The sequence below is a fragment of the Paenarthrobacter sp. MSM-2-10-13 genome (assembly GCF_011605365.1).
GTDB lineage: Bacteria > Actinomycetota > Actinomycetes > Actinomycetales > Micrococcaceae > Arthrobacter.
This window is the reverse complement of the sequence record NZ_JAAOXO010000001.1, coordinates 1,048,392-1,074,378: the sequence shown is the minus strand read 5'-3', so window position 1 is coordinate 1,074,378 and position 25,987 is coordinate 1,048,392. Positions and strand designations below refer to the sequence as shown.

The 25,987-nt window shown below is 61.5% G+C and carries 23 protein-coding genes; 17 read left to right on the top strand and 6 right to left on the bottom strand.

Annotated elements, in window-relative coordinates; translation table 11 throughout:
* Window positions 1-28 precede the first annotated feature (28 nt).
* Genes HAV21_RS05100 through HAV21_RS05045 form a run of 12 tightly spaced genes read left to right on the top strand, consistent with a single transcriptional unit; the run spans window position 29 to window position 13,589 of the window.
* Window positions 29-1,138, top strand: a complete 1,110-nt coding sequence (locus tag HAV21_RS05100) for a Gfo/Idh/MocA family oxidoreductase (protein ID WP_166840721.1) — start codon at window positions 29-31, stop codon at window positions 1,136-1,138.
* Window positions 1,135-2,154, top strand: coding sequence for an NAD-dependent epimerase/dehydratase family protein (locus HAV21_RS05095; RefSeq protein WP_166840719.1), 1,020 nt, complete (start codon window positions 1,135-1,137; stop codon window positions 2,152-2,154). Before HAV21_RS05100 ends, HAV21_RS05095 begins: the two co-directional genes overlap by 4 nt.
* Window positions 2,151-3,314 carry a DegT/DnrJ/EryC1/StrS aminotransferase family protein gene (locus HAV21_RS05090; RefSeq protein WP_142939183.1) on the top strand — a complete coding sequence of 388 codons (1,164 nt, stop codon included), beginning with the start codon at window positions 2,151-2,153 and terminating at the stop codon, window positions 3,312-3,314. The genes HAV21_RS05095 and HAV21_RS05090 overlap by 4 nt, the downstream gene beginning before the upstream one ends.
* Entirely contained in the window at window positions 3,311-3,973 is a 663-nt protein-coding gene (locus HAV21_RS05085; RefSeq protein ID WP_142939182.1) for an acetyltransferase, read from the top strand. Before HAV21_RS05090 ends, HAV21_RS05085 begins: the two co-directional genes overlap by 4 nt.
* The gene (locus tag HAV21_RS05080) at window positions 3,970-5,043 is read left to right on the top strand and encodes a glycosyltransferase family 2 protein (RefSeq protein ID WP_208095874.1); all 1,074 of its coding nucleotides are present in this window, start codon (window positions 3,970-3,972) and stop codon (window positions 5,041-5,043) included. Before HAV21_RS05085 ends, HAV21_RS05080 begins: the two co-directional genes overlap by 4 nt.
* Window positions 5,040-6,536 (top strand): oligosaccharide flippase family protein, encoded by a 1,497-nt coding sequence (locus tag HAV21_RS05075; protein ID WP_166840715.1) that lies wholly within the window; start codon window positions 5,040-5,042, stop codon window positions 6,534-6,536. Before HAV21_RS05080 ends, HAV21_RS05075 begins: the two co-directional genes overlap by 4 nt.
* On the top strand, window positions 6,533-7,468 hold the full coding sequence (locus HAV21_RS05070) for a DUF6492 family protein (RefSeq protein WP_223940333.1): 936 nt from the start codon (window positions 6,533-6,535) through the stop codon (window positions 7,466-7,468). Before HAV21_RS05075 ends, HAV21_RS05070 begins: the two co-directional genes overlap by 4 nt.
* Window positions 7,465-8,706, top strand: coding sequence for a glycosyltransferase family 4 protein (locus HAV21_RS05065; protein WP_166840713.1), 1,242 nt, complete (start codon window positions 7,465-7,467; stop codon window positions 8,704-8,706). Before HAV21_RS05070 ends, HAV21_RS05065 begins: the two co-directional genes overlap by 4 nt.
* A 17-nt stretch (window positions 8,707-8,723) precedes the next feature.
* On the top strand, window positions 8,724-10,154 hold the full coding sequence (locus HAV21_RS05060; protein ID WP_166840711.1) for an O-antigen ligase family protein: 1,431 nt from the start codon (window positions 8,724-8,726) through the stop codon (window positions 10,152-10,154).
* A complete protein-coding gene (locus HAV21_RS05055; protein WP_208095871.1) occupies window positions 10,142-10,981 on the top strand; it encodes a chain-length determining protein in 840 nt (279 codons plus the stop codon). Before HAV21_RS05060 ends, HAV21_RS05055 begins: the two co-directional genes overlap by 13 nt.
* A 20-nt stretch (window positions 10,982-11,001) precedes the next feature.
* Window positions 11,002-12,225 (top strand): exopolysaccharide biosynthesis GT4 family glycosyltransferase EpsE, encoded by a 1,224-nt coding sequence (gene epsE, locus HAV21_RS05050; RefSeq protein ID WP_166840709.1) that lies wholly within the window; start codon window positions 11,002-11,004, stop codon window positions 12,223-12,225.
* Between the two features lie 23 nt (window positions 12,226-12,248).
* A complete protein-coding gene (locus tag HAV21_RS05045) occupies window positions 12,249-13,589 on the top strand; it encodes a hypothetical protein (RefSeq protein ID WP_166840707.1) in 1,341 nt (446 codons plus the stop codon).
* Here HAV21_RS05045 and HAV21_RS05040 read toward each other — a convergent pair whose 3' ends face one another.
* From HAV21_RS05040 to rfbB, 4 genes are all read right to left on the bottom strand, one after another.
* Window positions 13,590-14,426, bottom strand: coding sequence for a glycosyltransferase (locus HAV21_RS05040; RefSeq protein WP_166840705.1), 837 nt, complete (start codon window positions 14,424-14,426; stop codon window positions 13,590-13,592).
* A complete protein-coding gene (locus HAV21_RS05035) occupies window positions 14,423-16,321 on the bottom strand; it encodes a WecB/TagA/CpsF family glycosyltransferase (RefSeq protein ID WP_243753140.1) in 1,899 nt (632 codons plus the stop codon). The genes HAV21_RS05040 and HAV21_RS05035 overlap by 4 nt, the downstream gene beginning before the upstream one ends.
* A gap of 191 nt (window positions 16,322-16,512) precedes the next feature.
* Window positions 16,513-17,922, bottom strand: coding sequence for a bifunctional dTDP-4-dehydrorhamnose 3,5-epimerase family protein/NAD(P)-dependent oxidoreductase (locus HAV21_RS05030; protein ID WP_166840701.1), 1,410 nt, complete (start codon window positions 17,920-17,922; stop codon window positions 16,513-16,515).
* 3 nt (window positions 17,923-17,925) lie between these two features.
* Window positions 17,926-18,924: a dTDP-glucose 4,6-dehydratase gene (gene rfbB, locus HAV21_RS05025; protein WP_142939171.1), complete on the bottom strand. Its 999-nt coding sequence runs from the start codon at window positions 18,922-18,924 to the stop codon at window positions 17,926-17,928.
* 53 nt (window positions 18,925-18,977) lie between these two features.
* Between rfbB and rfbA the strand changes: the two genes are divergently transcribed.
* Complete coding sequence (gene rfbA, locus HAV21_RS05020; protein WP_142939170.1) at window positions 18,978-19,844, top strand: glucose-1-phosphate thymidylyltransferase RfbA; 867 nt, start codon at window positions 18,978-18,980, stop codon at window positions 19,842-19,844.
* Between the two features lie 6 nt (window positions 19,845-19,850).
* Here the strand turns inward: rfbA and HAV21_RS05015 are convergent, their stop codons facing one another.
* Window positions 19,851-20,783 (bottom strand): aldo/keto reductase, encoded by a 933-nt coding sequence (locus HAV21_RS05015; RefSeq protein ID WP_142939169.1) that lies wholly within the window; start codon window positions 20,781-20,783, stop codon window positions 19,851-19,853.
* Window positions 20,784-20,835: 52 nt separating this feature from the next.
* Between HAV21_RS05015 and HAV21_RS05010 the strand changes: the two genes are divergently transcribed.
* Both HAV21_RS05010 and mshC read left to right on the top strand, forming a co-directional pair.
* Window positions 20,836-21,669, top strand: a complete 834-nt coding sequence (locus HAV21_RS05010) for an undecaprenyl-diphosphate phosphatase (protein ID WP_166840700.1) — start codon at window positions 20,836-20,838, stop codon at window positions 21,667-21,669.
* A 15-nt stretch (window positions 21,670-21,684) separates the two neighbouring features.
* Window positions 21,685-22,962, top strand: coding sequence for a cysteine--1-D-myo-inosityl 2-amino-2-deoxy-alpha-D-glucopyranoside ligase (gene mshC, locus HAV21_RS05005; protein ID WP_142939167.1), 1,278 nt, complete (start codon window positions 21,685-21,687; stop codon window positions 22,960-22,962).
* Window positions 22,963-23,036: 74 nt separating this feature from the next.
* Here the strand turns inward: mshC and HAV21_RS05000 are convergent, their stop codons facing one another.
* Window positions 23,037-23,942 carry a PAC2 family protein gene (locus HAV21_RS05000; protein WP_166840698.1) on the bottom strand — a complete coding sequence of 302 codons (906 nt, stop codon included), beginning with the start codon at window positions 23,940-23,942 and terminating at the stop codon, window positions 23,037-23,039.
* A gap of 30 nt (window positions 23,943-23,972) precedes the next feature.
* Here HAV21_RS05000 and HAV21_RS04995 point away from each other — a divergent pair, with 30 nt between their 5' ends.
* Complete coding sequence (locus HAV21_RS04995) at window positions 23,973-24,785, top strand: HAD family phosphatase (RefSeq protein ID WP_166840697.1); 813 nt, start codon at window positions 23,973-23,975, stop codon at window positions 24,783-24,785.
* A complete protein-coding gene (locus HAV21_RS04990; protein WP_166840696.1) occupies window positions 24,786-25,952 on the top strand; it encodes a site-2 protease family protein in 1,167 nt (388 codons plus the stop codon). It abuts the gene before it with no gap.
* Window positions 25,953-25,987 lie beyond the last annotated feature (35 nt).

The window sequence follows — 25,987 nt, the reverse complement described above, 5'->3', positions numbered from 1 at the left end:
CGCTGTCAACACAGAAGCAGAGTGGGAAATGACCATACGAACCATTCCATCAGGACAATTGAACGGCCACGGGCTGTTGCCCAGGCTCCGCATCGCTGTGGTCGGGGCAGGGTACTGGGGCCCCAATCTTGCCCGGAACCTTAAAGCCAGCCCGGACTGGGATCTCGTTGCCATCTGCGACCTCGACGTCGAGCGGGGCCTCAAGCTCGCGGAGACGGTGGGCGGGGTGGCCGTCGTCGAATCCCTGGACGAGCTGTTGGATACCTACAATCTGGATGCCGTAGCCGTAGCGACTCCCGCGCATACCCATCATGGAGTGGTGATGACAGCCCTGCGCGCAGGCAAACACGTCCTGGTGGAGAAGCCACTTGCCGACAGCCGCACCAAGGGCCTGGAAATGGTGGAAGAGGCAAAGGCGCGGGGATTGGTCCTCATGGCAGACCACACCTACTGCTTCACTCCAGCGGTCCTCAAGATTCAGGAGCTGGTGGCCAGTGGCGCCTTGGGCGACATCCTGTATGTCGACTCCGTCCGCATCAACCTCGGCCTCGTCCAACCGGATGTCAACGTTTTCTGGGACCTGGCACCGCATGACCTGTCCATCCTGGACTTCGTCCTGCCCGGCGGGCTGCATCCCACGGAGATTTCCGCCCACGGCGCGGATCCGCTGGGAACCGGCAGGGACTGCGTTGGACACCTGACCTTCGGTCTGCCCAACGACGCCATGGTCCATATCCACGTGAACTGGCTCAGTCCCACCAAAATCCGGCAAATGGTCATCGGAGGGTCAAAGAGGACCCTGGTGTGGGACGACCTCAACCCCCAACAGCGCCTCAGCGTCTACGACCGCGGGGTCAGCCTGGAGCACCAACCCAGGTCTGCCGCAGACAAACGAACCTCAGCCATTTCCTACCGGCTGGGGGACACATGGTCCCCGGCCCTGCAGGAACGGGAACCCCTGGGCCAAGTAGTAAGCGAACTTGCCTCCTCCATCCGCAACCGGACAACACCACGGACCAGCGGTGAATCCGGGCTCCGCGTCCTGTCTGTGCTCGAAGCCGTCACCCGAAGCTTGAGCACTGACGGACAATCAACCATTGTCGCCGGGAATGAAGTCTCCCTCCAGGTTGTACGGTGAAAGAGCTTCCAGGAGCACACGTGCTGGTTACCGGAGGCGCCGGGACCATCGGATCGACGCTGGTTGACCAACTGCTCGACGCCGGCGCGGCGCACGTCGACGTGCTCGACAACCTCGTCCGCGGCCGCCGTGCAAACCTCGGCGATGCCCTCGCCACTGGCAGGGTGCAGCTGATCGAAGGAGACCTGCGCGACCGCGACCTCGTCCACGATCTCACCCGGGGCAAGGACCTCCTCTTCCATCAAGCGGCCATCCGCATCACCCAATGCGCGGAAGAACCACGGCTTGCCCTGGAGGTCCTGGTAGACGGGACCTTCAACGTCTACGAGGCTGCTGCAACACACAAAGTGGACAAACTCATCTCAGCATCAAGTGCCTCCGTTTACGGCATGGCCGAGGCATTTCCCACCAAGGAATCCCACCATCATCACAACAACGACACCTTCTACGGCGCGGCAAAGTCCTTCAACGAAGGAATGGCCAGGAGTTTCCGCGCCATGTCAGGCCTGAACTACGTCCTCCTGAGGTACTTCAACGTCTACGGGCCCCGCATGGACGTCCACGGCCTCTACACCGAGGTACTCGTCCGCTGGATGGAGCGAATAGTCGATGGCCTGCCCCCTATGATTTTCGGCAGCGGAGACCAAACCATGGACTTCATCCATACCGAGGACGTTGCCAGGGCCAATGTCCTTGCTGCCGTCTGCAACGTACGTGAGGGCGTCTACAACGTAGCCAGCGGTACCGAAACCAGCCTGGCGGAACTGGCTCAAACGCTGCTCAAAGTCATGGACTCACCCCTTGATGTGGAACACGGCCCGGAACGGACTGTCAACGGAGTTGCCAGACGCCTCGCAGACGTCACGGCAGCACGCGAAGACCTGGGCTTCGAGGCCGCCGTAGCGTTGGAAGACGGTCTGCGCTCGCTGGTCTCCTGGTGGCGTCCGCTGCGGGAAGAGATCGCCGCAGGCCGCGCGGTAGCCCGCCCCACGGCTCCGGCAGTGGGTGTGCGATGACTATCTCCGAAACCCAGCTGGGCCGTATTGATGTCATGAAGCCATGGTTGGGCGAGGCAGAGGCGCAGGCGCTTGCTGAAGTTGTCGCCTCCGGCTGGGTAGCCCAAGGCCCCAAGGTGCGGGAATTCGAGGACGCTTTTGCAGCTGGCCAGCATGCCGGATTCGCCATCGCAACCTCGAGTTGTACCTCCGCACTGCACCTGGCCCTTGTTGTTGCCGGCGTAGGAGCCGGTGACGACGTCGTGGTGCCGTCCTTCTCCTTCATTGCTACCGCCAATGCTGCTGCATACGTCGGCGCCAGGCCGGTTTTTGCCGATGTCGATCTTCATACAGGCTGCGTCACCGCTGCGACCATCAAAGCTGCACTGACTCCTGCCACCAAAGCGGTCATAGCCGTTGACCAGGGCGGAGTCCCGGTTGACTTGGAACCCATCCGGGCACTCTGCGATCCTCTCGGAATCATTGTGGTGGAGGACGCGGCGTGCGCCATCGGCTCCCTCTACCGCGGACAACCGGTGGGTTCCACCGCGGAGCTGTCAGCGTGGTCATTCCACCCGCGGAAAATCCTCACCACCGGAGAGGGCGGCATGCTCACCACTGCGCGCCAGGACTTCGGTGACAGGGCACGGCGACTTCGTGAACATGCAATGAGCGTTTCCGCCGCCGACCGGCACGCCAGCCTCCTCGCCGCCCCGGAGGAGTACCTCGAAATCGGGTTCAACTACCGCATGACCGATCTTCAGGCCGCCGTCGGAATCGTCCAACTCAGCCGCCTCGAAGCGGTTGTCCGGCGTCGCCGCGAACTCGCAGCGACCTACGCCCAAGCCTTTGCCGGCGTGGAAGGTCTCCGCCTGGTGAGCGATCCGGAGTACGGCATGAGCAACTTCCAGTCGTGCTGGCTTGAGGTGGGCCCGGCCTTCCCCGTCGGACGCGAGGTTCTGATGGCACATTTGGCCTCGGACGGGATATCTGCCCGTCGCGGGATCATGGCCGCGCACCGGCAACCTGCCTATGCAGGCGCCGATACAGGTGCCGCTGAACTGGGAGTCACTGAATGGTTGTCCGACCACACCCTGATCCTCCCGCTTTACCACGAACTTGCACTGCACGACCAAGTTAGGGTCATCGACTCCGTACTGCGCGCGGCGGGACAGCCATGAGCGAGCTACTTCTCATTGCTGCAAGCGGCCTCGCCCGGGAGGTGCTTGCCATGGTCCGCAGCAGCGGGCCGTTCGACGTCGTAGGGATCCTGGACGACGACGAGGACAAGCTGGGCCGCGTCGTGGACGGCGCCCACGTGCTCGGTCCGATCCGTGAGGCCATGAATTACCCCCACGCATTGCTGCTGATTTGCATTGGAACGGGGAGCGGCCGGGAAAGCGTCGTGCTGAGGCTCCGTGCTTTGGGCTTGGCTGAAGACCGCTATGCCACGGCGATCGATCCGTCGGTGCATGTTCCCGAGGGCTGCGTGATTGGCCGGGGAAGCATCATCCTCGCCCACGTGAGCATGACGGCGTCCGTGACCATCGGCAACCATGTTGTTGCCATGCCGGGGGTTACCTTCACCCACGACGACGTGATCGGCGACTATGCCACGTTGGCCTCCGGCGTCTCGCTCGGAGGAAACGTCCACATCGGCAGGGCGGCATACCTCGGAATGAACGCCAGTGTCCGCGAGCGCCTGAGCATTGGGGCGAAAGCGACCATCGGCATGGGGGCCGCTGTCCTTGCCGATGTTCCTGAGGATGAAACCTGGGCGGGTGTGCCGGCCCGGGTGATTCGGCGGGGTAATTCTCCTGAGCTGGAGGGCGTGAAATGAAAGTGATGCGGCCCAGGCCCCTGGTGAACCGGCCGACGGTGACGGTGGTGATTCCCTGCTACAACTACGGGCGGTATCTGCCGGAGGCTGTCAATAGTGCGTTGTCGCAGGAGATGGTGGAAGTGGACGTCATCGTGGTCGATGACGCGTCCACGGATGGCAGCGCAGCGATCGCGTGGGGGCTTGCCGCAGCGGATCCCCGGGTTTCGGTGGTCCATCATGGGCAGAACCAAGGGCATATTGCCACTTACAACGACGGACTTTCCAGGGCCCGGGGCCGTTACGTGACGCTGCTTTCGGCCGATGATGTGATCGCTCCCGGTGCACTGGGGCGTGCTGTGGCTTTGATGGAGGCCAACCCGAACGTGGGGATGGTTTATGGGTTGCCGAAGGACTTCGTTGATCAGCCCCCGCCTGTTGCCTTGCATGGGCGCACCACGTGGACGGTGTGGGAGGGTAGCCGGTGGCTCGCACTTGCGTGTGCCCGCGGACGGAACTTCATTCTGTCCCCCGAGGTGGTAATGCGGACCGAGACGGTGTTGAGTGTTGGCGCTTACAGTGCCTCGCTGCCACATTCGGGGGACTTGGAGTATTGGTTGCGTGCGGCTGCTTCCTGGGATGTTGGGCGGGTCAACGGGCCGGTGCAGGCTTTCTACCGGGTTCATGGGAACAACATGCACCAAACGGAGTTCGCTGCGGCGGCGGTGGACCTCCAGCATCGGCTTGAGGCCTTCCGGGTTCTTGAAGATGTCCGTTTTCCGATTACGTCAGAAAAGCGGGTTCGCCAGTTGCGGCGGGCCAAGGGTGCGCTCAGCAAGGAAGCCTCGCATTTGGGGGCAAGGGAAGTCATCCGTGGCGGCTCGCTGGAAACTGCCATTGAGTTGCGTAAGTTCATTGAGTGTCTGCAGGATGTCCCGGGGAATGTCTATAGGGCGAACGCGCTTCAGGCCAGGATCACACGTGTCTCACGTGGCGGTCGGCCACGGCCGGCAACGAGTGCTGCCGAGTTTGTCCGGAGCCAGCTTGAGCGCGTCCGCTGGCGTTTGTGGGCCATGACAGGAATTTCATGACGACCGGTAGCGGTGCGGACCGCACTCTGGGCGCCCGGTCCGCGAGCGCCACGCTGTGGGGCGGGGTCAACATGGCCCTCGGCAGGATCGTCCAATTCGCCACCACCATCATCGTGGCCCGGATGATTGCGCCCGAGCATTTCGGTGCCCTGGCCGTGGCTATTGTGGTGCAAACCATCGCCACGAACATGGCAGAGCTGGGTGCTACAGCGGCGTTGGCCAGGGGCAACGGGGATCCGGACAGGATCGGACCAACTGTTTTCTCCATTTCTTTGGTGACCAGCGCAGTGATGACTGCCGGAGCCGTGCTCCTGGCTCCTGCTTTGGCTGCAGCTTTTGACGACCCCGCGGCGACTCCAGTGATCCAGGTACTCTCTTTGACCATCCTGTTCCAAGGTATTGGTGCTGTTCCGTCCACCATGGTGTGGCGTGAGTTCCTGCAGAAGCCGCGGGTTGTCGTTGACGTTGGCAGTGTGGCGGTAGTGCTGGCGCTCGTTGTTCCCATGGCGCTGGATGGGTGGGGGGCCATGGCGCTGGCCTGGTCCAGGGTGGGCGGCCAGTTCTTCGCCATGGTTGGGTATTGGGTCATCACGCCAAGGAGGTATGCCCCCGGCTTTGACCGCGCGGTGGCCAAGGAGGTCCTGCGCCTGGGCATGCCGTTGGCCATGGCCAACCTGGTGGTGTTTGTGACCCTCAACATGGATTACCTCCTCATTGGCCGAATGTTGGACCCGGCCGCCCTGGGTCTTTATCTGTTGGCCTTCAATTTGGCCGGTCTTCCGAGCTCGGTGATCACGGCAGTCATCCGTGCCACCGCGGTGCCCACTTTCGGCAGGCTATTCGCCGAGGGCACCCTTGGGGAATTGGCGGGGCGGTTTGTTGCGGGGGTCTCGTATTGCGCGTTCCCTATCTCGGCGATGATCATCGCACTTGCAGAGCCGCTGATGGTCACAGCCTACGGACAAGCGTGGGCGCCTGCAGGCATCGCGCTGGCGACCCTCGGCGTTTTTGGGGCCGCACGGATTCTTGTGGAACTCTTTGCCGACTTGAGCGTGGGTGCAGGGAGGACTGTATGGCTCTTTTGGGTCCAGGTGGCGTGGCTTGTTGCCCTCACACCCGCACTGTATTTCAGTATCCGGTGGTGGGGGATTGCCGGCGCCGGCGTGGCCCACGCGGCTGTTGCCTGCCTGATTGTCATACCTATGTACGTCATGGTTCTTGCGTCAGTGCTGGGCGTCCGCGCCGGGGAGTTGTTGCGTGGAAGTATTGCCCCTCTTGCGGCGGCCGTGGTTGCGGGATCCTCGGCCCGGATCGCCACGTTCAGCATCACGGACCCTGTGATGGCACTCGTGTTGGGATGCTGCTTGGGCGGATTCGTTTATGCCCTGCTGACGTTCCGGCAGGGCAAAGTACTCCTGCGGACAGTGCGTGGCCTGCTCCGTAAAGGCCAACCCCTGCCCGGGAACACGCCAGCGATGGAGGGTCGGTCATGATTCCGAACCTGCCGATCATGGGTCCAGGCCCGGTTCCAGGTGCCGATCTGGCAGTGGTTACCCCGAGCTATTTGCCTGACCGGGAGTTGTGCTTGGACCTGAACCGATCCGTCCTTGAGATGACTGCGCCCGGCGTCACTCACCACATCATCGTGCCGGATCATGACCTCCATGCTTTCGCCGGCCTTGGCGGGCCCAGGACAGAGGTGCACGGTGCCCGGGAATTTCTTCCGCGGTCTTTCACCAGGCTCCCGGGAGTCAATGTATGGATCAATTCCGCCCGCCCCTGGCCGCCGATCCGCGGCTGGATCGTCCAACAAATCATCAAACTGGCCGTAGTTGCGAGGCTTAATGTTGACGGGGCGTTGCTTCTGGACTCCGACAGCATCCTTATACGCGAGACAACCCTCGATACATTCCGCAAGGACGGTCGAGTGACTCTGTACCGCGCTCCCGGTGCCGTTGATCACACCCTTCCAGGGCACAGACTCTGGCATGTAACGGCACGCCGGCTCCTTGGCCTTGCGCCCCCACCGGCCTCCGACTTGGCGGACTACATTTGCTGGCCGTGCCTATGGGAGCCCGCTGTAGTGAGAAACATGCTTCAGCACATCCAAAATGTCACGGGTAGGGACTGGCCCACAGCAGTGGGAGCACAACTGCATTTTTCCGAAATGATGTTGTATGGCCTCTACGTAGATGAAGTCTCCGGCGGAACGGTCCCGGCCGTCAGCGAAATGCTGGGGATTGTCCACACCGCCGAGGTACCCCTGAGCCAGGCAGAAATCGAACGCCTCCTCAGCGGGGCAACCCAAAACAAGAATGTGGTGATGCTCTCCGCCAAGGCCGGGATACCGCTGGACGTGCGCAGGCGTGCGCTGCGGTCGTACCTTGACTCCTCGCTCGGGTCCGAACGGGGTGATCTCCAGTGAGAAGCATTTACCGCCGCGTTCTTACCCACGCCAGAGAGCATGGCTGGCGTTCGGTCACTAAGAAGGTGCTGCAAAGGACAGCCGCCAAAGCCCTTGAAAACCTGGCATTGGATGAGCCTGTGCTACCCCTTCGTCCTGAAGACATTATGGAGGCGGCAAGGCGAGGCGCTGTGGACAAGCCACGTCCCAGAACGGGCAGCCTTGACGTCGGGTGGGTGTGCACGCCTCCGGGACCTGGCTCGGGCGGACACACCACTTTCTTCCGCATGGTCCAGGGCCTGGCTGACCGCGGCCACCGCTGCACACTGTATCTCTACGATCGAAACAGCGACGACGTTTCCCGTCACGCCTCCGTCATCCGGCAATACTGGCCGGACGTTGATGCCGGCATCAGAAGTGTTGCCGAAGGTTTCGAAGGTTTGGACGCGGTGGTCGCAAGTTCGTGGCCAACCGCATATGCGGCCGCGACCCGTCGGGGACCGGACGTGCATGGCTTCTACTTCATCCAGGACTACGAGCCCTACTTCTACCCCCGGGGAACGTTGTATTGGCTCGCTGAGAACAGTTATCGCCTGGGGTTCACCAACATCGCCCTCGGAGAAATGATCACCCCCGTCATGAAAGCGGAAATAGGCCAGGAACCCGCCGCGACGGTGCCCTTCGCCTGTGACACCGCAACGTACCGACTGTTGGACGCCGGAGAACGTCAGGCGCCCCGCCAGGGGGTGGTCTATTACGCGAAGCGTGCTGTGGATCGACGCGGGTACCTCCTGGCCAAGCTGGCCTTGGAGCAGTTCCACTCCTTGCACCCGGAGCAGGAGATCCACGTATACGGGGACAGGATCACAGGATGGTCCATCCCTGTGAACAACCACGGCAATCTAAGCCCTGCCGAATTGAACAGACTGTACAACCGCACCATCGCCGGACTTGCGATCTCCTACACCAACATCTCCCTTGTCCCCGAAGAGTTGATGGCTGCCGGCAATGTTCCCGTCATCAATGAATCGACGTTCTCGGAACAGGTGATGAGGGACCCCGACGTCGTGTGGGCTCCGGCAACCCCCGGCCGGATGGCCGAGGCTCTTGCACAAGCAGTGGAAGCCCCCAACATAGCCGCACGTGCGGCGGCCATTGCGCAACGGGGGCGTCTGGACTGGTCAGTGTCACGGGAGAACTTTGCCAGGGTTATTGAATTGGTCTGCGCCAACGAGCCCGGAAGTCCGGGGTTGTTATGAGGATCTCCAGGAATCGCATGAATCTCCAGCCCGCGCCGGCGCCCATGGGGCTGGATGATCTCAACGTCAGCGGACTATCCCCCCGCGCACACGTGCCGTTGTTGATTAAATTTGCCGCTTTCGCCATCTTCTTCTTTCCCTCCAATATGGTGCTCAAACCGCTGGGAGCTGTAGGGACGTTGCCGCTGATGATTGCGTTGCTTCTTTTGGCGGTTTGGCTGTGCTCTGTCCTTTTTGGCCTGACCAACCCCCTGGACACCCGCCATCCCGGCCGCATGGGCTTGGTTATCCTCTGGGTGGGAACATGTGCCTCCTATGCGGCCATGTACTCCGGCTACACGGGAGGAAGCGAAAGCCCTGCACGCGCTGCAGCTGACAGATGGCTGATTCTCCTGCTGGCCAGTGCAGGAATCATTCTGGTGACGGCGGAAGCCGTGAGGACGCTGAACGCAGCCATGGCCTTGACGCGGGCCCTGTTGGCTGGTGCGGCATTTTGCTGTCTCGTGGCGGCTGTTCAATTCTTCTTCCGTGTTGATCCCATGCAGTTCCTGCAAATGGCGATGCCCGGGTTCACCAACAACGGGGGAAACACAACATTCCAGATACGTGGGTCGTTGATGCGTGTCTCGGGGAGCACCTTCCATTCAATCGAGATGGCTGTTGTCTGCGCAATGCTTCTTCCGCTGTCCATATGGCGGAGCCTGTACGATCAAAAAGGCCGGAAATGGGTGCATTGGACCATCACAGCACTCTTGGTTTTCGCCATCGCCTCAACAGTCTCGCGCTCAGGGATCCTCGGCCTGCTGGCCGGAATGGCTGTTTTCCTGCCTTTCCTGCCCCGGGTTGCCAGGCGTTGGGCTTTCGTTGCGGCCCCCGTGATCGTAGCCGTCTTGTTTCTCGGCGTCCCTGGCCTGGTTGGCACTCTGGGAGCATCGTTGACAGCGGGAGAAAGCGACCCGTCCATTACCACGCGAACCAACAACTACCCCCGGGTGGCGGCAATGGTGGATGAACATCCGTTCTTCGGCGTAGGTCCGGGAAACTACATGCCAACCAACGCCATACACATCCTCGACAACCAATATCTGAACGCAACAGTCACCATCGGTCTGGTGGGTCTGGTGGGCATGATCGCCTACCTGACGTTCCCAGGCATATCCGCCCTCCTCGCCGCCCGTGCTTCCCGCCTTCCCGCATTGCGATGCTTCGCGGGCGCCGTCGCCGCTGCCGGAATCGTTGCCGCCATCTGCTCCCTGACGTTCGACTCCATGTCATTCCCGGTCTTCGCGCTCGCCTATCCCTTCATCGTCGGGCTGTCCGGAGGAACGTGGAACATGGTGCGGCGGGAGCTCGAACATCAAAAAGATCCTGCTGCAACAGAGGGCCGAACGCGGCCGCCGCTTAACACGAAGAAACTACTCCCCAAGGAGAGATCATGGACCCCGTAGCCGTCATCAAAACCCTGTGGCGTTACAAAATCTTCGTACTCCCCGTCCTGTTGCTGACGGCGGTGGCGGCGGTCTACATGTTTTCCTACGCCCCCAGAACATACGAAGCCCGCACCACCTACGCCATAGTCGCCCCACCGGTACCAACGGCGGAACAGATCGAAAAGGATCCTGCCCTGGGCTTGCTCAACACTGACAACCCCTACCTGCGCTCTGCCGACACTTCCCTCGTAGCCCAGGTAGCTGTGACCCGTCTGAACGATGTTGCTACGGGCGATTTCCTTGCAGAACAAGGGCTCAGCACGGACTACAAGGTAGAACGGCCCTCGGACGCCTTCCTCATCGACATCTCCGGAATCTCAGATGACAAGGCCCAGGCAATCAGCACCGCCAAGGCGCTGGGGGTGCGCCTGGAGCAAGACCTAAGGACCATCCAAGCGATCAACGGCGCCTCTGATAGATACCTGTTCACGGCACTGGTCGTAGCTTCACCAGAGAAAGCCACAGAACAGTTCTCCAGCAGGTTGAGGTCCGTCATCGTCGTGGTGGTTGCCGGTCTGGTTCTCACACTTGGCGCAGTCTCGCTGGCGCGCGCGGTGGAGACCACCAGGAATCGGGAGAGTAAATCAAAAAACGATCCCCGCAAGCGCAGCTTGCGTAAGATCTCCGAAAGCAACCCGACGCTAGTACTGCCGGGTAAGGACCCAACCTTCGACGACAAGGCTCTGCCGATTTCGGAGCCCCTGGTGGCAATCCACCCACTTGAACCCCACGAAGATAGAAGAACCACCACCACACCATCTGTTCAACCAACCAACAGCCGCTAACGGTTGGGGACGATGCAGCAATGACCAGATTTGGTTACCTGGTGCCGGAATTCCCAGGTCAGACGCACAGCTTCTTCTGGCGTGAACTCAAAGCACTGACCGACCTCGGGCACCAGCCGGAGCCAGTTTCCACCCGCCGTCCACAGCAGCCCGGGACCGTGCCTCCCTGGGCACAGGACCAACTACCTAAGATTCATTACCTGGTCCCACCGGGCCTGTCCGGCATCGGCGGCACAGCCAAGACGGCCTTGGCCGGACTCCGCCACCTTGACACGCTGGTAGCAGCGTCCGGCATCCACCGGCAGCCCGCACTGACCCCGGCTCAGACCCGCGACGTTCTGCAAACGGCAGGACTGCTCTGGGCAGGAGCCGCCCTGGCCCGGCACGCGCGCACCAGAGGGTGGCAGCACATACATGTCCATTCCTGCGCCCACGCCGCCCAGGTAGCCCTGTTCGCCCATATGATCACCGGCATCACCTACAGCCTGACGCTCCATGGCCCCCTCAGCGACTACGGCCCAAACCAGCACCAGAAATGGCTCAACGCCAAATTCTCCCTCGTCATCACCGAACGGCTACTGAGTGAAACCCTGCAGCAACTTGAGGACGTCATGCCTGCGGACGTCAGTGTCGCCCCCATGGGGGTGGAACTGGCCGCCTTCACACGCACCGCACCTTACGTCCCGTGGGACGGTGCAGGACCTGCACGGCTGTTCTGCTGTGCCCGGCTCAACCCCAGCAAAGGTCACGAGGAACTCCTCACAGCGGTCCGTCTGATCACAGACACCGGAATAGACGTCGAGTTGACCATCGCAGGCGAGGACGAAATCGGAGGAAAGGGCTACAGGCAAGCCATGGAAAACCTCATCAAGGAACTCGATCTCACACAGCGGGTAACGCTCCTCGGTGCCGTTCCGGAGCACAGGGTCAAGGAAGAACTTCAAAGAGCACACATCTTCACCTTGGCCAGCCACCAGGAACCACTGGGTGTGGCCATCATGGAGGCCATGGCCATGGAGGTTCCCGTGGTAGCCACATCAGCCGGGGGCGTCCCGGACCTGATAGCTACCGGACAGTCCGGCACCTTGGTCGATCCCGGTAATCCCGCATCCCTGGCAGCGGCAATACTGCACACCCTCCACAACCCCTCGCGCTCTGCAGCCATGGGACAGCGGGCGCGGATAACTCTTGGCGAATCCTACGACGTCTCCAAGAGCGCCCGCATCATGGCAGCACGGATCTGAACCAACTCCCGGAAAGGGAAACAATGAAGGGCAAAACAGTTGGCCTCTGGGCCGGTTCTGCGCTCGCAATCGCGGCCGTCAGCCTGATCGCCGTCGTGGGATCAAGCCGGACCCCCACGCCCTCAGCCCTGCCGGTTCCCGGAAGTTCCCCCGGCAGCGGGTCCGCGCCCGGAACGTCCCTGGCACTGCGCGACGTGGACGGAGGACCGGACTACTACGGGAAATTTGCCAACAGCCTTCCAACAGACCCATCCTTCTTTCCTCTGGGGGTGTGGCTGGAAAGCGTCCTGGACAAAGGCAACACAGCCATGGACTCGGCAGCCGGCATCAACACCTACGTTGAACTGACAGGGAACTCCGACGTGCAGTTGATCAAAGACTCCGGCATGTATGCGCTGCCAACTTTTCGGCACGCTGCTGCCGCGGGCTACGTCTTGAGCGACGAAGTGGACATGTGGGCAGGCCCGGGGGACGCCCGATGGACCGGCAGATACCCAGGGGACGGCGCACCGTGTTTTCCCGAAGGCACACCATGCGGGTACACCATACAGAAGGAACGGCGGGCATACGCACCACAGAACGTCTTGCTTTACTCCAACTACGGAAAAGGCGTCACCTTCTGGGAATCCGACCAGGAAGCCCACGGATTCATCAGGGGAGTCCAGGATGTGGTCTCCGCGGATAACTACTGGTTCACCGATCCCAACATCTGCGGCAAAGGCGAAGGAGGTGCCATTGTTGGCTATGCAAGAGACCTGACGCGAGAGGAATGCCGACTAGCTGCCAACTATGGCTGGACCATCGACAGGCTACGGAATCTGCAGGACCCCGCCACCAGAATTCCTGTGTGGGCGTTCGTAGAGAATGGCCATCCTTCAGGCGATGTCCCCAACACCACAACAATCACCGGCCCTGAACTCAAGGCCGCAGTCTGGAGCAGCCTCATCCACGGCGCCCGGGGAATCATCTATTTCAACCACAATTTCGGCGGCCCATGCGTCACCCAACACGTCATTAGGGACTGCGGCAAAGACATAGTGCCCACACTCACTTCCGTGAACAAGCAAATCACAGACCTCGCACCCGTCCTCAACGCCCCCTTCCTTGACGGCGCCACCACAGTCACCGGCCCGGTAGACCTCGCCACCAAACTCCACAACGGCCACGTCTACATCTTCGCGGGAGCGAACAAGAACACCGGCGGCGCAGCGACCTTCACGCTGAAATGCGGCGGCAGCACCGCCGTCGTCATCGACGAAAACCGCACCATCCCCATAGTGGCCGGAACCTTCACCGACACTTTCGCCGACGGCAACGCCGTCCACCTTTACAGCATTGAAGGCGGGGGCAGCTGCGGCTTCTGACTAACGGCTGGTGTCGTCCCGCTCCCAACCAGGCAGCGCCTGAGGGCCAAACAGCGCACGACGGCGGCCCGCACCGGCGAACACGACGTAAACGGCGGCATCAAAAACGCTCAGCGGCCCCCTGACGGAGGCAAGCAACTGCCGTACAGTCCTCGCCGTGGAGGCACCGCCGGATACGAGATCCTGCTCCGCATTGCCCCGATACGTGCGCCTAAGAACAGACATCAACGCCTTGCACGTCCGGGGCGTCCGCACCACCACAGGAACCGTAGCCAACACCGCCTTCTCATGGGCAGAGAAGAGCCGATCCACATAGTAGTCATCACCAGTAAGAGGGGGAAAAGACCCCAGCCGCTCATGCCCGGTGAAACTCAACCCATAAGCACCCGCACCCCAAAGCGCCTCGGCATTGCCCGGTATACGGGAACGGGCACGGTAATACGAGCGCACCAATACCGAAGCGCCCTCGGTGTCATAGCGAAAAGCCGGACGGGCAGCCAGCAAAGTCCCATCCTCCAAAGCAACAAAAACTGCATGAAGCGCAGGGGCACTGACTTCAATATCGGCATCCAGGTACACGCGCGGCCATCGCTGCGTTGCCTGATCGGCAGCGTTCAACGCCGCAGTCTTGGAAGCCTCCGGCACGTGAAGCACCTGAACACCCCCGTACCTCGACGCGATAGCCTCCGTGGCATCCTTACACCCGTTACATGCCACCACCACATCAACTGTGCCCCACGCGATGACCTCGCTCAACGCCTCAAGCGTCCTGCTGATAACACCGGCCTCATTATGCGCCGGGATGATCACCGCACCGGAAGGATGGGTAACAGTCATGGCGTGGCTGCCGTCGTGGTCCGCGTCGCGTGCGGGAGCCTCTCCCAACGCCGCTGCATAAGGACCGCCAATGCAGCATCCCGATGCCCGGCTTTGTTCAACCGCGCAATTTCCGCAGCCAACACAGCACCACGGAATGCCAACGCCCGCCCACGTCCAAGATACTTCTCTGCATACCGCACCCTGTTGACCGACATCAAAGCAGTCAACTGCGGAGATGACCCCGAACCACCACGTTCATGCCACATCCGGGCAGCGGGTTCGAACCAAATGGAGAAACCCGCCGACCTCACCCGATGGCAATAGTCCGTCTCCTCCGAATACAAAAAGAACTGCTCATCCCAAGCACCCACCGCCTCCGACGCCGCAGAGCTAATCAGCAGAGCCGCACCCGTGGCCCAATCAACCCGGTGCCCGTGCAAATAGCTCTCAGTGTCAAAGTCCATCTCCGACAACCAACCCGGCCTGCCCTTCGCATGGCTACCCAAAGCAGCATCACCCAGCGCTCGCAGAACGCCCGGTTCACGGCGTAGCGACGGGTAGATGCTTCCGTCATCGTCCAACAGGACCGGTACCACCATGCCGGCTCCCTGCTCATCCATCCGCTGGAGCATGGCGGCCACCGCGCCTGGTTCCACGCGGAGGTCCGGGTTCAGGATGAGGTAGCTTCCTGCTTCCCCTGCAACAGAGAACGCAGCGTTGATTCCGCCCGCATAGCCGAGGTTTCCGCCCGTTCGCACTGCTGTGATGTCGGGGTGGTGTGCGAGCTCACGCAGCGTGCTCTCATCCGGGGAGTTGTCCGCCACTACCACTTTGATGGAAACATCGGCTGCTTCCTTGCGCAGGCTCGCCACCAGCGGCCCGACGTCGTCAGCGTTGTTGTAGGTGACAACCACGACGGCGACGTCGGCCGCTTCGGTGGCCGGGACGAACGATCCCGGAGCCCGGCTGGGCACGGGTTCCGGGACAGCGTATGCGGCGCTGGAAAGCAGCTTTCTTGGCTCGACGTCGGAACTGCTGGCGGTCCGCAACTTCACGTATGCCTCCGGCCCCTCCACCAAATAGCGGCGTGCCAAGCGGCGTGGCTCCAGCATCAGGCGCCATGCCCACTCAAGGCTGTGCGAACTGGCCCAGGAGGGAGCCCGCCGGACGTTCCCCGCCAGGAAATCGACCACGGCACCGAATGCCAGCAGGACCTTGGCGCCGGTCAGGCGACCGTACTCGGCTATCCACAGTTCCTGTCGGGGTTTTCCCAAGCAAACAATCAGGACATCGGGCGATGCCGCCCGTATCTCCCGGGCGAGCCTGCGGGAGGCTGCTGCGTCTCCCAGCGTGGACCTGGCGGGAGCCCACCAACCAACTACCTTCAGCTCAGGCCGCTCGGTTGCGAACTTGCTTGCGATCAGTTTTTGGGTCTCTTCCGAACCTCCCAGGAAACCCAGGCGCAAGCCGCGTGCCGCTGCTCCTGCCAGGAAGGGGTGAATGAGGTCGCTGCCGGCAAGCCGGGGCCATGTCTTTGACGTCAGGCGCCGAGCCTGGGTGGCCAGGGGGGCGCCGTCAATCAGGGTTAACCATTCAACAGGTGCGGGCGGGTCCAAAGTGCCTATCCAGCGGCTTCCGGTTCCGAAGTGTCGGATATGGTCCAGGTTTGCGGAGCAGACGCCCAGAGGGGGAGCATCGGGGGAGCCGGCGCGATCCAAAATTTCCCGAAGCGCGCCCTCAGCCTCCATGAGCTTGACCGGGACCCCGCCCAGATTCACCCAAGGAGCCTTAGCCACCGTCTCTGCGGAAGCGGCCACACTGTGGTGGTCCTCGCCCTGGGGTACGCCGGCGGGGACGCCGCGACGCGGGTAAAAGTGGGGGACTGCCCTGTGGAGGAGATCTCCCACGGGCATGATTTTCGGTAGCAGCATTCTCGGCTCCAACTCAAGGCATCACCATGTGGCCGACGATCCGAGGCTGCTGCACTGCCTGGATCGTCGGTGGCGGACCAGTGCCGCCGTGTCAACATGTTTATTTGAGTTGTCTCCCGGCCTCCTGCAAGAGGCTGCCGTACGGCTACTTTAGGACGTTTCGCAGGACTCCGCTAGAGTTCCAGGCCTTTGATGTACTCGGCCAGACGCTGTGCTGCCGGGGGTGGATCGAATCCGGTCGCGCGGATACCGGACAAATCCAGGACGCTGCTGCGCGGCCTTGGAGCAGTGTGGGGTCCTGCGTAGTCGGCGGTGCCGATCGGACGCACCAGATTCGGATCGGCGCCCACAAGGCGGTAGACATCGCGGGCCAGCTCAAACCAGGTCTGGGGGTTGCCACCGTTGCTGAGGTTGTACGTCCCGTACGGGGCTTTGTTGAGGAGCAGGTGACGAATGCCCGCTGCGATGTCGGACGCGAAACTCAATCGCCCCCATTGGTCATTCACCACCGTTGGCGAGGCACCCTTCGCGGCCAACGACGCCATGGTTCGAACAAAGTTCCTGCCGCTGCCCACTACCCAACTAGTCCTGACGATGTAATGCCTTGGCGCGATGCCCGCCGCGAGGTCGCCGGCAGCCTTGCTTTGGCCGTAGACCCCCAGGGGAGCTGGAAGCTCATCCTCGAGGTGAACCTCTGCTGTGCCGTCGAAAACGTAGTCACTGGAGATGTGGACAAGAGTTAGTGAATGCTCGACGGCGGTACGCGCCAAGCGGGAAACGGCGGCGGCGTTGATGCTCCAGGCAGCAGCCCGGCCTTCCGGTGTTTCGGCGACATCTACCGCGGTGAACGCGGCGGCGTTGATGATGGCGGAATATTCGCGCCAGTTCACAGCCCGATAGGAGTCCTCGGAGGTGATGTCGAACCGCGCGCGGCCCGCGAACTCCACTGTGGAGTCACCCGCGAAGGCACTCCGAAGGCCAGTGCCCAACTGGCCGTCCGCTCCAAGGACCAGAGTGCGCCGCCTGGGCACTGGCACGACGTTTGCCAGCCGTGGGTGCTTCTGGTCCGGCGCGGAGATTACGCAATGATCCAAGGGGATCGGCCAGGGAACTGCCACATCCTCGTCGGCGAGGTTAAGGAACGTGTAGTCCTTCTGTGCCTCCGTGCTCCAATGGTCGTTGACCAGGTACGTGTAGGCGGTGTCGTCCTCCAGGGTCTGGAATGCGTTGCCCACGCCGCGGGGGACGTAGATGGCCTCGCCGGGGGTCAGTTCTGCGGTGAACAGCCTCCCGAACGTTGGCCCCTCCCGCAAGTCCACCCACGCGCCGAAGATCCGTCCGGAGGCCAGTGAAACGAACTTGTCCCAAGGCTCCGCATGGATACCGCGAACCGTTCCACGAACTGCGTTGAAGGAGATGTTGTTCTGCACCGGGCCAAAGTCCGGCAACCCGGCATCAAGCATCTTGCCCCGGTGCCAGTTCTCTTTGAACCATCCTCTGCCATCCCCATGAACAGGAAGCTCAAACAGCAGCAGTCCGGGGATGGGCGTGGCCCGTGAACGTAGCTGGCGTCCCTGTTCCACGCCTTAGTGCCCTTGACCTGCGTACTTGGATTCCGTGGCCGCTTTCTGCGGTCTCCACCACTGTTCGTTGTCCTTGTACCACTGGACGGTGTCAGCCAGTCCGGCGTCGAAGTCCGAATAGCGGGGCGCCCAACCGAGCTCACGCCGAAGTTTGCCCGAATCGATGGCGTACCGCAGATCATGACCTGGCCTGTCCGTGACCAGGTCATATGCTTCGCGCGGCCGTCCTGCGAGGGAGAGCAGCATCTCAACCACCTCCCGGTTGGACCTTTCGCCGTCTGCGCCTATCAAATAGGTTTCGCCCACGCGTCCGCCCTCCAAAATTGCCAAGACTGCGGAGGAATGGTCTTCCACGTGGATCCAGTCACGAATATTCCGCCCGCTGCCGTAAAGATGTGGCCGGTTCCCGTCCAGGATGTTGGTTATCTGCCGCGGTATGAATTTCTCCACGTGCTGGTACGGGCCGTAATTGTTGGAGCAATTGCTAATGGTTGCTTTGAGGCCGAATGAGCGCACCCACGCGCGCACCAACATATCCGAGCCGGCTTTCGTTGCCGAATAGGGACTCGTCGGCCGGTACACGGAATTCTCCGTAAAGCGGTGGGGATCGTCCAGCGCCAAGTCGCCATAGACCTCATCGGTGGAAATGTGATGGAATCGCGTGCCGTGCGTTCGTGCGGCTTCGATCATGGTGAACGTTCCCGCAAGATTTGTATCAAGAAAGGGTCGGGGATCCTGCAGCGAATTGTCGTTATGGGACTCTGCTGCGAAATGCACCACCGCTTCAACGGATTCCGTCAGCTTGTCAACCAACACTGCATCGCAAATGTCTCCCTTGACGAAAGTGAAGCGCTCCGGCGGCAGCCCGGAGAGAGATTCGATGTTCCCGGCATACGTCAGTTTGTCCAATACCGTGACATGAAGCCCGGTGTGCTCCATGATGTAGTGGACAAAGTTGCATCCGATGAATCCGGCCCCGCCGGTGACAAGGATTCTCTGCATGGCCCTAGAGTAACCGCCAGCGGCAATACTGGGCACAGGTGAGGACGGCAGGTTTGCGAGGAATTGTTCTTGCAGGTGGAACGGGTTCAAGGCTTCATCCCATCACGCTCGGAATCAGTAAGCAGCTGGTTCCGGTGTTCGACAAGCCGATGATCTATTATCCTCTGTGCACGCTGATGCTGGCGGGAATTCGCGACATTCTTGTCATCACCACGCCCGGCGATGCCGCGCAGTTCCAGCGGCTCCTCGGAGATGGTTCACAGTTCGGCATCAATCTCAGCTACGCAGAGCAGCCCACCCCGGACGGCCTTGCCCAGGCGTTCATCCTGGGCGAGGACCACATCGGAAACGGCAACGTGGCGCTGATCCTGGGTGACAACATCTTCAATGGACCCGGCATGGGCAACCAGCTGAGGCACTACACCGACGTCCACGGCGGTGCGATCTTCGGCTACTGGGTCAAGGATCCATCCGCGTACGGCGTGGTGGAGTTCGACGATCATGGAATGGCCGTCTCCATTGAAGAAAAGCCCGCAGTCCCCAAAAGCAACTATGCCGTTCCAGGGCTCTACTTTTATGACAACAACGTTGTTGCCATGGCGAAAGACCTGCAACCGTCGCCGCGCGGGGAACTGGAGATCACGGATATCAACCGGAAATACATGGAACTTGGCCGCTTGCATGTGCAGAAGTTTCCACGGGGCACTGCCTGGCTGGACACCGGCACCTTCAGCGACCTCAATGACGCTTCAAACTACGTCCGGACCACGGAGAACCGGCAGGGTTTGAAGATCGGGGCTCCCGAAGAGGTGGCTTGGCGCATGGGATACCTGAGCGACGACGGACTCCGCCAGCAGGCTGCAAAGCTCGCAAAAAGCGGCTATGGAAGCTACTTGCTGGACATTCTGGACCGCCAGTAGACCCAGCTACGCTGCTGAAACGTCCTCCAGGGCGCGGGCAATCTCAGCCGGCAGAACCGTCAGTTGCGCGTCCAGCAGTTCCTTGAGCTGAACAGCGTTCCTGGGGCCAACGATTGCGGTGGCTACCCCCGGCCGGGCGAGCAACCAGCTGAGGGACACGTCCAGGGGAGTGCGGCCCAGTCCGCGGGCTGCCATCGCCACTGCTTCAACCACGCGCGACGCCCGCGATTCCAGATAGGGCTCAATGTAACCGGCAAGGCGGCTTTGTGCGGCACGGGAATCGGCAGGTATTTGTCCACGATATTTACCGGACAGCACACCACGGCCCAAAGGCGCCCAGGCCATCAGACCCAGTCCGGCGTCTTCCACGGCAGGGATGAGCTCTTCCTCGGCTTTGCGTTGGACGAGGGAGTATTCGGACTGGTTTGCCACCAGGGTAAAACCGGCCACGGCCGCTGCCTTGGCTGTCTGCCAGCTGTTGTAGTTGGATATCCCAACGTAGCGGGCACGTCCGCTTCGCTGGGCTAGTTCCAAGGCAGAGAGAGTTTCGTCCAGTGGTACATTCGGATCCCACTCGTGAGCGAACCAGATATCAATGTAATCAGTGCCCAGCCTGGCCAGGCTGGCATCAAGGGCGGACAGCAGTGCACCCCGCGATGCGTTGACGCTTCGCCTGGAGTCTGCTGACGACACGCCGGCTTTGGTGGAGATCACAATCTCGGACCGGGCCACTACATCGCCCAGCATGGATCCCAACATGGCTTCTGCCCGCCCTTGCGCGTAGGACGCTGCTGTGTCCACCACGGTGCCGCCCCCGGCAACGAATGCGTGGAGGAGTTCAGCAGCGTCCTGTTCGTCGGTCTCCTGTGCCCAGGACATGGTTCCGAGGGACAATGAGGACACACGGAATCCGCTGTTTCCGACATAACGCTGCTGCATAGCAGTTAGCTTACGGGGAGTTAGAGGACTTCATGACGTAGGGTCTATTCACGTGAACTGGATAGAAGCAGCCTTGCTGGGCCTGGTGCAGGGCCTCACCGAATTCCTCCCGATTTCCTCGAGCGCACACCTGCGGATTGTCGGCTCGTTCCTTCCCAATGCCTCAGACCCCGGCGCTGCCTTCACGGCGATTACGCAGCTGGGAACTGAAACCGCCGTGATTGTCTACTTCTGGCGCGACATCGTAAGGATCGTCCGGGCCTGGTTCGGCTCCCTCACAGGGAAGGTAGAGCGGAACAACCCGGATGCCCGGATGGGCTGGCTGGTGATCATCGGCAGCCTGCCGATCATCATCCTCGGCCTGTTGTTCCAGGACCAGATCGAGTCAGTGCTGCGCAGCATGTGGATTGTGGCCACCATGCTGATCGTGTTCGGCATGATCCTTGCTGTAGCCGATGCCATTGGCCGGCAGGAGAGGGATCTCACCCAACTGAGCTATAAGCACGGCATTCTTTACGGCTTCGCCCAAGCGATGGCCTTGATCCCCGGCGTGTCACGCTCGGGCGGCACCATCACCGCCGGCCTCCTGATGGGGTACACCCGTGAAGCCGCCGCCAGGTACTCCTTCCTCCTGGCCATACCGGCAGTGTTCGGCAGTGGCCTGTACCAGCTCTACAAAACGGTTTCAAACGAAGGCTTGGGCGGGCCCTACGGCCTCCCGGAGACTGCGCTGGCCACGGTCATCGCCTTCGTGGTGGGTTACATCATCATCGGCTGGTTCCTGAAATTCGTCTCCACCCGCAGCTACCGCCTGTTCGTTTGGTACCGGATCCTCCTGGGTCTGGCCTTGTATGTCCTCCTCGGTTTCGGCGTGATCAGCGCCTAGCACTAAGGTTAAGTCGTGAAATCGTGGACCTCCCGCCCTGTACCTGAGCTGCCCGGCAGCCTGCCGCAACTACGGCTGTATGACACAGCCCTTGGGCGGGTGGTGGACGTTGAGAAGCAGCCGGAGCAGTCGATGTATGTCTGCGGTATCACCCCGTATGACGCGACTCATATGGGACACGCAGCCAGTTATGTGGCGTTTGATCTCCTGAACCGCGCTTGGCGCGATTCCGGCGTCCGGGTCTCCTACGTCCAAAACGTCACGGATATTGATGACCCCCTCTTGGAGCGGGCTACAGCTACCGGAGTGGATTGGCGTGACTTGGCCCAGAGCCAAATCGAGCTGTTCCAGACAGATATGGACGCCTTGAACGTCCTCGCGCCGAACCACTACATCGGCGCTGTGGAGGCCATCCCGGACATTGTTCCGGCCATTGAGCAACTGATCGCCGACGGCGTTGCCTACCGGGTTGCCGGCTCCGAAGGAGAGCCCGACGGCGATGTTTACTACGACGTCGAGACCGCCGGCAAGCGCTCAGACGCCACAGACGCCTGGACGCTGGGCGATGTTTCCGGCCTGGGTGAGAAGGACATGCTGGAATTGTTCGCTGAACGCGGTGGAGACCCGGCCCGGGCGGGCAAACGCCACGCCTTGGATCCTTTGCTGTGGCGGGTTGCCCGTGAGGGCGAGCCGAGCTGGCCCGGCGCCACCCTCGGCGACGGCCGTCCCGGCTGGCACATCGAATGTACGGTGATCGCGCAAAAGTATCTTCCTGCACCCTTCACCGTTCAGGGTGGCGGCTCCGACTTGGTGTTCCCGCACCATGAAATGGGCGCCGGCCATGCTTATTCACTCTCCGGAGTTCCGCTTGCGCGCCATTATGCGCACGCCGGAATGGTGGGGCTGGACGGAGAGAAGATGAGCAAGTCCAAAGGCAACCTGGTTCTTGTCTCAAAACTTCGCGCTGCCGGTGAGGAACCCGCGGCAATACGTCTGGCAATCCTGGCCCATCACTACCGCTCCGACTGGTCATGGACCGATGCCGGGTTTGCAGAAGCCAAAGACCGTCTCAAGCGGTGGCGCATAGCCGTGGATCACGCCCCTGCTGGATCTGCTGCGGCCTTGACAGCGGCCATGCGTGGTGAACTGGCCAACGACCTCAACGCCCCGGGTGCCATCGCCGTCGTCGACCATTGGGCAGGGGAAGCGATTCGCGCCGACGCGGTCAGCTCGGCTACGGATGCCGCCCTTGTTGCTGACGCCATTGATGCTCTGCTCGGGGTTGAGCTCTAAGCGACTCCCAAGAAAAACCAACAACGGCCCTGGCATCATGCCAGGGCCGTTGCTTGTTTGAGGGGTTTGTCCTCTTAGGGACGTTCTTTACCGCGCCGTTTCAGGTACCGCTCGAATTCACGGGCAATGGATTCGCCTGAGGCCTCCGGCAGGTCAGCTGTATCTTTCGCTTCTTCCAGCTGCCGCACATAGGCGGCAATCTCAGGGTCTTCTGTTGCAAGCTCGTCTACTCCGCGTTCCCATGCCTCAGATTCTTCAGCCAATGGCTGGCTGTCCAAAGGAACTTGGAGGAGGTCCTCGATCCTGTGCAGAATGGCCAGCTGTGCTTTGGGGGAGGGCGGCTGGGCGACATAATGAGGTACTGCTGCCCACAATGAGACTGTGGGCAGCCCTGCCAGCATTGCAAACTCTGCGAGCACACCCACAATGCCCACTGGTCCCTCGTATTGGGATGCCTCCAGGTTCAGGCGCTCCCGCAGTGAACTGTCCTCGGTGGTAGTACTCACCGGAATCGGACGGCTGTGGGGGACATCGGCCAGCAGTGCGCCCACCAAAATCACGGAGTCCACTTTGAGCGCTTCCGCATGGACCAGCAATTCTGTGGTGTAAGCACGCCAGCGGTATGAGGGTTCGGTGCCGAGAACCAGGACCACATCCACGTTGCTGTCCGGAACTTCAGCCTTGTAAATCCGGGTTGACGGCCATTTCACCTTTCGGGCACCCGAGGACGTACGCCGCACCGTGGGCCGTGTGAACTGGAAGTCGTAATATTCCTCGGCGTCCACCGTGGCAACCTTCTTGCCGTCCCAGAGCTTGTTCAAGTAGTGCAGCGCATCGCTGGCGGCCTCACCGGCGTCGTTCCAGCCCTCAAACGCGGCGAGCATTACGGTGACACGCTGGCCGTCCGCGGGTTCCTTGAGGAAACGCTCGGGCTCCGCTGTGATGTCCTGCCCTTCGGGGGTCCCGTCCACACTGTTCATCCACTCACCCTACGTCCAAGACCCTGATGGATGCATGGCATTTCACGCCGAAGCGTGTCCGCGATTCGCCCACAGCGCAACCCGCGGACGGCCGCCCGCCAGGTTCCACGTAGACTGGAAACCATGCATTCCTCACCCAGCCAGCCCCTCCTCAAAGCCGTGCTCTGGGATATGGACGGCACACTCGTGGACACCGAACCCTATTGGATCGCGGCCGAGCGTGCGCTGGTGGAGTCCCACGGTGGGACCTGGTCCCACCAGCAGGCCATGCAATTGGTGGGGCAGTCCTTGCTGCATTCGGCAGCAGTCCTCCAGCACGCAGGCGTCAAGCTTGAAGCCCGTGAAATCGTTGACACTTTGAGCGCACAGGTCATCGCCCAGGTCCGCCAAGAGGTCCCGTGGCGGCCAGGCGCCCGCGAGCTGCTGGATGAACTCCACGAGGCAGGCATTCGCTGCGCACTGGTGACCATGTCCGAAGGGCCCCTGGCCGGTGTGGTGGTGGAAAGCCTACCCAAGCCCTACTTCGAGTTCATGGTCACCGGCGATACTGTCACCCACGGAAAACCGCACCCGGAGGCCTATCTCACGGCAGTTGAACGGCTCAAGCTGGACGACCCCTCCGTGAGCATCCACCACTGCGTCGCGCTCGAAGATTCCATCCCAGGCGCAACGGCAGCCATTGCTTCGGGGGTGATTACTGTGGGAATTCCCCATCAGGTGCCCCTTCCGGAAGATCCACGAATGATCATGTGGCCCACGTTGGTTGGCCGTGCCGCTCCCGATCTGCAAGAGCTGGTAGCTGACCGTTTCGCAGCAGCGGACTTGCTTGAAGGGGCCAGCTAGGTGACCAGCCCGTCCACACCGCACCATTCGCAAAGCAAAAAACGTGACGGCATCCCTCTGGGGAAGATTGCCGGCGTGCCGGTCTACCTCGCGTACTCGTGGTTTGTCATAGCAGCCATCACCGTGTTCTTCTACGGTCCGTTCATCATGGATTTCATACCAGGACTGGGCAACTGGGCTTACCTCGTTGGGTTGGCGGTCGCGTTACTCCTGGCGTTATCAGTTCTTATCCATGAACTCGCCCATGCCCTCAGTGCGAAAGTCTTCCACTGGCCCACCGAGAAAATCGTCATCAACCTTTGGGGCGGCCACACACAGTTCGAGAACTTCACCGCCTCTCCGGGGCGTTCCGTGGTTGTGGCGTTGGCCGGCCCGGCATCCAACTTCGTGGTAGCCGCAGTGATGTTCTCGATCGACTCCGTTGCCCAGTTCAAGGGAGTTGCCGGGACGCTGACAGACATAGTGGTGATGGCCAATCTGCTGATTGGAATCTTCAACATTCTCCCGGGGATGCCGCTGGACGGGGGTCGATTGGTTGAATCTGCGGTTTGGAAAGCTACGGGCAGCCAGGACAAGGGCACCATTGCAGCAGGATGGTCCGGCCGGATCATTGTGGTGGCACTTGTTATCTGGTTCATCGTGGTCCCTTTCCTGAGGGGGCAATGGCCGGATCTGACGTACACCACCGTCACCGTGCTTGTCTGCGGTTTCCTCTGGATGGGCGCCTCCAGCTCCATCCACCACGCTAAGCTCCGCAGCCGCCTCTACCTGGTCAGTGCTGCCGGCCTCGCTGAGCCGGCAGTAGGTGTGCCGAACTCGGCATCCGTGGCTGACGTCCTGGACATTTCACCGACCGGAAGTCCCGCCGTCGTGATTTGCGGTCCTGACGGCAAGCCACAGGGTGTGGTGGATTTCGGTGCAACGCTCGCTGTACCGGCCGCACATGCGACGACGACGCCGGTCACCGCCGTGGCTCATGCCCTGGCCGCCGGGGCTTACGTCCCGGAATGGTCGAAGGGCCAGGAATTGATCCAGTACCTGGCTCGCCTGGACGGCGGCGAATACGCTGTGGTGGACCACAATGGAATCGTCACCGGGCTGCTTCGACAGCAGGCAGTAGTGACCGCCATAACAGGTAAGGAAGCACGCAGGAGCGGGCGCGCCTGACTGTCTTGCCGGTAGAGTTACTTGCCGGCCGATAT

Excerpts from the sequence above, each read along its gene's own strand:
- HAV21_RS05100 (WP_166840721.1), top strand. The coding sequence starts at position 29 with ATGACCATACGAACCATTCCATCAGGACAATTGAACGGCCACGGGCTG.
- HAV21_RS05090 (WP_142939183.1), top strand. The coding sequence starts at position 2,151 with ATGACTATCTCCGAAACCCAGCTGGGCCGTATTGATGTCATGAAGCCA.
- HAV21_RS05085 (WP_142939182.1), top strand. The coding sequence starts at position 3,311 with ATGAGCGAGCTACTTCTCATTGCTGCAAGCGGCCTCGCCCGGGAGGTG.
- HAV21_RS05080 (WP_208095874.1), top strand. The coding sequence starts at position 3,970 with ATGAAAGTGATGCGGCCCAGGCCCCTGGTGAACCGGCCGACGGTGACG.
- HAV21_RS05075 (WP_166840715.1), top strand. The coding sequence starts at position 5,040 with ATGACGACCGGTAGCGGTGCGGACCGCACTCTGGGCGCCCGGTCCGCG.
- HAV21_RS05070 (WP_223940333.1), top strand. The coding sequence starts at position 6,533 with ATGATTCCGAACCTGCCGATCATGGGTCCAGGCCCGGTTCCAGGTGCC.
- HAV21_RS05060 (WP_166840711.1), top strand. The coding sequence starts at position 8,724 with ATGAATCTCCAGCCCGCGCCGGCGCCCATGGGGCTGGATGATCTCAAC.
- HAV21_RS05055 (WP_208095871.1), top strand. The coding sequence starts at position 10,142 with ATGGACCCCGTAGCCGTCATCAAAACCCTGTGGCGTTACAAAATCTTC.
- epsE (WP_166840709.1), top strand. The coding sequence starts at position 11,002 with ATGACCAGATTTGGTTACCTGGTGCCGGAATTCCCAGGTCAGACGCAC.
- HAV21_RS05045 (WP_166840707.1), top strand. The coding sequence starts at position 12,249 with ATGAAGGGCAAAACAGTTGGCCTCTGGGCCGGTTCTGCGCTCGCAATC.
- HAV21_RS05040 (WP_166840705.1), bottom strand. The coding sequence starts at position 14,426 with ATGACTGTTACCCATCCTTCCGGTGCGGTGATCATCCCGGCGCATAAT.
- HAV21_RS05035 (WP_243753140.1), bottom strand. The coding sequence starts at position 16,321 with ATGCCCGTGGGAGATCTCCTCCACAGGGCAGTCCCCCACTTTTACCCG.
- rfbB (WP_142939171.1), bottom strand. The coding sequence starts at position 18,924 with ATGCAGAGAATCCTTGTCACCGGCGGGGCCGGATTCATCGGATGCAAC.
- HAV21_RS05015 (WP_142939169.1), bottom strand. The coding sequence starts at position 20,783 with ATGCAGCAGCGTTATGTCGGAAACAGCGGATTCCGTGTGTCCTCATTG.
- HAV21_RS05000 (WP_166840698.1), bottom strand. The coding sequence starts at position 23,942 with ATGAACAGTGTGGACGGGACCCCCGAAGGGCAGGACATCACAGCGGAG.
- HAV21_RS04995 (WP_166840697.1), top strand. The coding sequence starts at position 23,973 with ATGCATGGCATTTCACGCCGAAGCGTGTCCGCGATTCGCCCACAGCGC.